Origin of the sequence: Vibrio sp. 10N.247.310.17 (assembly GCF_041466605.1) — a bacterium.
GTDB lineage: Bacteria > Pseudomonadota > Gammaproteobacteria > Enterobacterales > Vibrionaceae > Vibrio > Vibrio tasmaniensis_A.
Window position 1 is genome coordinate 1 of sequence record NZ_JBFSTC010000149.1, and the last position, 6,711, is coordinate 6,711.

Sequence of the window (6,711 nt, forward strand, 5' to 3'; positions counted from 1 at the left end):
AACGGTATGCTAAGAACAAAAATGCCGTTCACTCTTAAGTGAACGGCATTAGCCCACCAAGGCGCTCTTTTTTATGTTCATCGAACCACTGTATCTACTATTTTTCAGGCTTCTTATCTCGCCCTAGCATTAATAGACAAGGCGTCAGCACCAAGGTTAGTACCGTTGCAAATGCCAACCCTCCCGCAATCGCCGTAGCGAGTTGCGACCACCATTGGGTACTCGGCGCGCCAAACTCTATTTTTTGGTTAATCAGATCAATGTTCATCTCTAATACCATCGGCATCAAGCCTAAGATCGTAGTCACTGTAGTCAGCATTACTGGCCTTAAACGCTGAACACCGGTTCTCAGAATTGCATCGCGCTTATCTAAGCCTCTTTTGATTAGCTGATTATAGGTATCAATCAGCACGATATTGTTGTTTACCACTATACCTGCCAGTGCAATCACTCCAATACCGGACATCACGATACCAAACGGACGTTGGAAGATAAGCAGACCAACAAACACACCAACCGTAGAGAACAGCACCGCACTCAGAATCAGGAATGCTTGATAGAAACTATTAAACTGAGTAATCAAAATCAACGCCATTACCGCCAGTGCAACCATGAATGCACTTTGTAAGAAGGCAGAAGAGTTTTCTTGCTCTTCATTTTGACCACGGATACGAAATTCTACGCTACTAGGTAGCCCCAATTCACTTAACGCTTGCTCAATCTTTGGCAGTTCGAGGGCAAGGTTATAGCCCTCTTCCATATCCGCCATGATGTTCACTACGCGCTTACCATCGAGGCGTTTAATCGTATCTTGCTTGTGGTCGGGAACAATCTGAGCAAAGTTGGTGATCGGCACCAAGCCAGCAGGTGTTTTGACTCTCAACTGGTCAAAGCGTCCGATATCTCTTTTATCATTAGGGTAACGCACCAAGATATCGACCTCTTCTGATGAGTCATCAGGCAGGTAATCACCAATCTTGAGACCATTGGTAACGAATTGAACGGTATTACCCACCAAGGTCGCATCAGCGGAAAAGCGTGCGGCATCGTCTCGGCGAATATCCACTTTCCAATCAATGCCATCTTTGCTTGCTGTATCACTGATGTTAGTCAGAGCTTGATTACCATCCGCCCAGTTTCTTACAATTTTTGCAGCCTGATTCAGCTGTTCTGGTGTTGTTGCTGACAGCTCAATCACTAAATCATTTTCAACCGGAGGCCCTGCATCTGGAAACTTATATTCAATCTCAACACCAGCGTATTGATCGGTTTGCACCTTTAATTCATCAATAATCGCTTTAACACTACGACGATATTGCCAATCAACAGGAGTAATCGAGATCAAGCCAATCTGGTCGTCCCCACCCGTGCGTGTGTAAACAGTATCGAACTCATCATGATTAAGCATCATTTGCTCAATATCGCGCATGATGTCATCTTTTTCTTGAATAGAAAGATCACCATGTGAGCGAACTTTGACATTAAAGAATGGTGGATCAACTTCAGGGAAGAACTCTGCACCTAGGCCCGCTTTGGAGTAAGTAAAACCAACTGCAACCGCGAGCAATATCGCACTGAACAGAATCTTAAAGGGGTGTTTAATCGCAATCGAAAGCGTGTGGTAGTACGCCTTGGTTAAACCTGTGGCTTGTGAAAAATCACCATTATGCAGTGCCACCATTCGAGCTTGGCTTTTGGGCGATACGTATTGAGGTTTGCCAATCAAGCCACCTAATACCGGTACAAACAACAACGCCATAATCAATGAAGCGGTTAGCGTTGCAATCAGTGTTAGTGGCAGAAACTTCATGAATTCGCCTGTCACATCAGGCCAAAACAGTAACGGAGCAAATGCAGCTAAGGTTGTCGCTGTCGATGCGGTTATCGGCCACGCCATCCGTTTCGCTGCGTCTCGGTAAGCTTCTTTTCTACCTTCACCTTCTTGCATTCGCCTATCGGCAAACTCGGTAACAACAATCGCGCCGTCGACCAACATACCAACGGCCATGATCAAAGAGAACAGAACCACAATGTTGACGGTTAGACCAAACACAGACAACACCAACAATCCCGTGAGGAATGATCCAGGTATTGAAATTCCAACCAATAACGCGGTTCGAACACCAAGAATGGCTATGATAACGATCACCACTAAAATGATGGCGGACAAGATATTATTTTGAAGATCGTTGAGCATGATCTTCACATCTTTAGATTCATCCCAGGTGTATTTAACCAATAAGTTATTTGGCCATTCCGCTTGTTGTTGAGCACCAGCCATAACCGCTTTAACTAACTCTACGGTTTCGATGATATTTTCACCCGCACGCTTCTTGATATCCAAGACCACCGCAGATTTACCATCTAAACGGGCAAAGCTATCAGGATCTCGAAACGCTCGACGAACCGTGGCCACATCACCAAAGGTTACGACCTGTTTACCATCCACTTTGATAGGTAACTCAAGTACGTCTTTTAAAGAGTTAAACACCGAAGGAACTTTGACTGAGAAACGTCCGTAACCCGTATCAACAAAACCAGCGGCGACCACTCGATTGTTCAGAGCGATCAGGTTATAGATATCCGCTTGATCTAAGCTGTAGCTCTCCATCAACAGCGGATCGACAATGATCTCAACAATGTCATCGCGATCGCCTGCAATATCGACCTCTAGAATTTGGCGATAGCTTTCGAGCTTATCCCCAAGCTCTCGAGCAATTTGCACTATGGTGCGCTCAGGAACGGTACCAAACAGAACAACTGACAACACTGGCTGCTCAGACGCGAGCGTCACCTCATTCACGGTCGGCTCATCACTGTCTTCTGGTAATTTTGGTTTGGCTAAATCGACAGCATCACGCACATCAGCCATCGCTTTGGTGAGATCAACGCCAACATTAAACTCCAACACAACTGAGGCGTGGCCTTCTGCTGCGGTTGCGGTCATCTCTTTTACGCCTTCAATCGACCTCAGCTCTTGTTCTATCGGTCTAACCAATAAGCGTTCTGCATCGGTTGGCGAAATACCTTGGTGCCCAACAGAAACGTAGATAATCGGGATGGTAATGTCGGGGCTCGATTCTTTGGGGATCGTGATATAGGTAACGACACCTGCGACCAATATGAGTGCCAAAAGAGAGAGCATTGTTCGAGCGCGAGACAAGGCTGCATCAATAATTGAATACATCGGTTATCTCCTACTCTGCAGTTACGTTAGAGAGTTCAACACCTTGCTCAACAGCAATCACCGAGTCACCATCACGAACAAAACCTTGCCCCACAGTGATGATATCGACACGCTGACCTAACCCTGTGAGCCACACTCCATCTTGCTCAGCTTTCACCAGTTGAATGCCGACAAATTTCACGATTGGTGAGTCGTCAATTGAAACCAAAGTTTTGACCCCAAGATTACCGGCCTCATCCAGTGCCAGCATCGCAGGTGTTATCTTGATAGCATCTCTTGTTTCTAGATTAAGGGTGACTTCAGCACTAACACCCGCAGGTAACAGGCCATCTGAGTTGTCGATTTCAATCTCAATAGGGAAGGTATTGGTTGAGGCAGAAGAGATTCGAGAGACGTAACGCAGCCGACCTTCCGCGTCTTCTCTCCCTAACAGGCGAACCAAAGCTGATTGATTGACTAGCAAATGCTGGATATGACGCTCACTGACATCGGCCTCAATAACCAAAGGATCGAGGTCAATCACGCCAGCAACAGGATCGCCAACACCAACGAAATCACCGAGCTCCACCATCAAATCTTGAACCACACCGGAGAAAGGCGATGTGATGACTGTATTTTTTAGAGCCAGTTCAGCATTACGCTTCATAGCCTTCGCTTCAGTTAACGAAGCCTCTGCGGTGGTGTAGGCGATCTCGCCTTGCAGCCCTCTTTTTTTCAGCGACTGCGCCGCCTTAAATTCTTTCTGCTTCAATCGATATAAAGCCGAAGCTCGCTCTAGCTGAATCTCTAAGTCACCTTTATCTATCTGAGCAATGGCTTGCCCTACTTTAACCGTATCGCCTTTCACAACGTTCAACCTAACAATCTTGCCCGCAACTTCCGCTCCTAATCGAGCATGCCTATCGGGTGCTGTGCGACCATAAAGATCTATGGTTTTAAAGGTGGGGGATGAAGTGAATGTTTGAAAGGAAACCTTAGCCAGCGGAATTTCTGTCGCTTTTTTTGCTGGTGACTCTTCCGCTTGCCCCACTCCTAAACCAAGCCAAATCGACAACAGTACAACTAGAACCAGAGAAACCAACCACGGCTGCTTCAGTTTCTGAAAAAATGGAGAGTTAGAAAATAGAGTGGGCATAGCAAATCCTTTTGTCCGATGTGATTAAGGCGCGCTAATTAGCTTAACACCGTCATATGCAACATCCTGATGCACAGAGGTAACCTTAACAGACCCACAGCCAACGAAGTTGGACGCTATCGACAGTTTAAAAAATATGGCGTTTACTATAAAACAAATGAATGAAGTAGAGCTTAAATATAACCACCCAAATTAACCTTGGCGTACATGCCTAGAATAAGTCGACTTACTGTCTGTCTTGTATGGTGTATTTTTTACAAACAAAAACACCGAGCATTGGCTCGGCGTTTAAAATATTTCTAATGTAGCTTTCCGTTCAAGCTACCTTTCAGTGCACGCTAAACGCTAAATGATGCGCCACAACCACATGTTGTTGTCGCGTTCGGGTTGTTCACAAAGAAACGTGCGCCTTCTAGGCCTTCAGTGTAATCAACCATGCCGCCCATTAAGTACTGTAGGCTCATTGGGTCAACAACCAGCGTCACACCGCTATTTACAATGGTAGTGTCGCCATCATTTACTTTTTCATCAAATGTGAAGCCGTACTGGAAGCCACTACAACCGCCGCCTGTAATGTATACACGCAGTTTTAGCTCTGGGTTTTCTTCTTCAGCAATTAGCGTTTGTACGCGGGTAGCTGCTGCATCAGAAAAGGACAATGGGATATTTACTTCGCTCACGACAACCTCTCTTACCTGTGTCAAAAACAACATGATACAAATCTAAATCGAGACCATAGTTGTTGAGTATTTTCTTATATTCTGGTGATTATCTAATACCTGACTGAAACGTTCAAGTATTCACCACAGGATCGTTCCTTTTACTGCTGTAAACTCGCTAATATCTGACAATTAAAACGCGTAACCACACAAAACAACCAGATTCGGGTGATTATATCAGCGAAGGCATTCCTAGTTGGATTCCGGATAGGTACAATGCGTGCCAATTGGTCCGACAGTCAAAAGAGGATATATCAATGACCAAATCAGCAGAGCTGTACGAAAAAGCACAGCAAACTATTCCTGGTGGCGTAAACTCTCCAGTTCGTGCATTCAATGGCGTAGGTGGTTCTCCTATCTTCGTTGAACGCGCTGATGGCCCACTTATTTTTGATGCTGATGGTAAAGCATATATCGATTACGTTGGCTCTTGGGGTCCAATGATCCTTGGTCACAACCACGTTGTTATTCGTGACGCTGTTATTGCAGCAGCTCAACGCGGCCTTAGCTTTGGTGCTCCAACCGAAACTGAAATCAAGATGGCTGAACTTGTATCTGAGATGGTTCCATCAATGGAACAGCTGCGTATGGTGAGCTCAGGTACAGAAGCAACAATGAGTGCGATTCGTCTCGCTCGTGGCTTTACTGGTCGTGACAAAATCCTTAAGTTTGAAGGTTGTTACCACGGTCACGCAGACAGCCTACTTGTAAAAGCAGGTTCTGGCGCACTGACTTTAGGTCAACCAAGCTCTCCAGGCGTACCGGCTGATTTTGCGAAACTAACGCTAACTGCAACTTTCAATAATCTAGATTCAGTACGTGAAATCTTCGCAGCAAACAAAGGTGAGATCGCGTGTATCATCGTTGAGCCTGTCGCGGGCAACATGAACTGTATCCCACCAGTAGAAGGCTTCCACGAAGGTCTACGTGAGATCTGTGATCAAGAAGGTGCATTGCTAATCTTTGATGAAGTAATGACAGGTTTCCGCGTTGCTGAAGGTTGTGCTCAGGCTTACTACAACATCAAGCCAGACTTAACGTGTCTTGGTAAAGTGATTGGCGGCGGCATGCCAGTGGGTGCTTTTGGTGGTCGTAAAGACGTGATGCAATACATCGCACCAACGGGGCCTGTTTACCAAGCAGGTACGCTTTCAGGTAACCCTGTTGCAATGGCTGCTGGCTACGCATGTTTGAATCTTCTAAGAGAAGAAGGCAACGAAAAGCGTCTAGCGTCTAAAACTAAGCAGTTGGCAAATGGCTTCAAGCAACTTGCTGACAAGCACGGCATCCCTATGCTAGTTCACCAAGTTGGCGGTATGTTTGGTTTCTTCTTCACAGACCAAGAAACAGTGACCTGCTACGAAGATGTAACTAAGTGTGATGTAGAACGCTTCAAGCGCTTCTTCCATCTAATGTTAGATCACGGTGTTTACCTTGCACCTTCAGCATTCGAAGCAAGCTTTACTTCTCTTGCTCATGGTTCAAAAGAACTGGATGCAACACTAGAAGCTGCTGACCGCTCTCTTGCGATCATTGCTGCTGAAAGCAAATAATCGAAAGCACTTTATAAGTCGCTAACCGATTGAATTTAGGGCTGCATTAGATGCAGCCCTTTTTAGGGCGTGTTGATCTTTCGAGCTGATTTTTGCAGCGAGTTGCTGGGTATTTAT

Annotated in this window: 4 protein-coding genes; 1 reads left to right on the forward strand and 3 read right to left on the reverse strand. The window is 45.7% G+C overall.

Going from position 1 to position 6,711, the window contains the following annotated elements; translation table 11 throughout:
- Positions 1-97: 97 nt before the first annotated feature.
- From AB6D80_RS23720 to erpA, 3 genes are all read right to left on the reverse strand, one after another.
- Positions 98-3,187 carry an efflux RND transporter permease subunit gene (locus AB6D80_RS23720; RefSeq protein ID WP_372030778.1) on the reverse strand — a complete coding sequence of 1,030 codons (3,090 nt, stop codon included), beginning with the start codon at positions 3,185-3,187 and terminating at the stop codon, positions 98-100.
- Between the two features lie 10 nt (positions 3,188-3,197).
- Positions 3,198-4,322 carry an efflux RND transporter periplasmic adaptor subunit gene (locus AB6D80_RS23725; protein ID WP_371708538.1) on the reverse strand — a complete coding sequence of 375 codons (1,125 nt, stop codon included), beginning with the start codon at positions 4,320-4,322 and terminating at the stop codon, positions 3,198-3,200.
- Positions 4,323-4,660: 338 nt separating this feature from the next.
- Positions 4,661-5,002, reverse strand: a complete 342-nt coding sequence (gene erpA, locus AB6D80_RS23730; protein ID WP_004734539.1) for an iron-sulfur cluster insertion protein ErpA — start codon at positions 5,000-5,002, stop codon at positions 4,661-4,663.
- 296 nt (positions 5,003-5,298) lie between these two features.
- On the opposite strand from erpA, the gene hemL reads away from it, so the two are divergent.
- Complete coding sequence (gene hemL / locus AB6D80_RS23735; protein ID WP_012604713.1) at positions 5,299-6,594, forward strand: glutamate-1-semialdehyde 2,1-aminomutase; 1,296 nt, start codon at positions 5,299-5,301, stop codon at positions 6,592-6,594.
- Positions 6,595-6,711 lie beyond the last annotated feature (117 nt).

Bases quoted from the DNA above. Each gene is read 5' to 3' on its own strand.
- AB6D80_RS23725 (WP_371708538.1), bottom strand. From the start codon at position 4,322: ATGCCCACTCTATTTTCTAACTCTCCATTTTTTCAGAAACTGAAGCAG.
- hemL (WP_012604713.1), top strand. From the start codon at position 5,299: ATGACCAAATCAGCAGAGCTGTACGAAAAAGCACAGCAAACTATTCCT.
- AB6D80_RS23720 (WP_372030778.1), bottom strand. From the start codon at position 3,187: ATGTATTCAATTATTGATGCAGCCTTGTCTCGCGCTCGAACAATGCTC.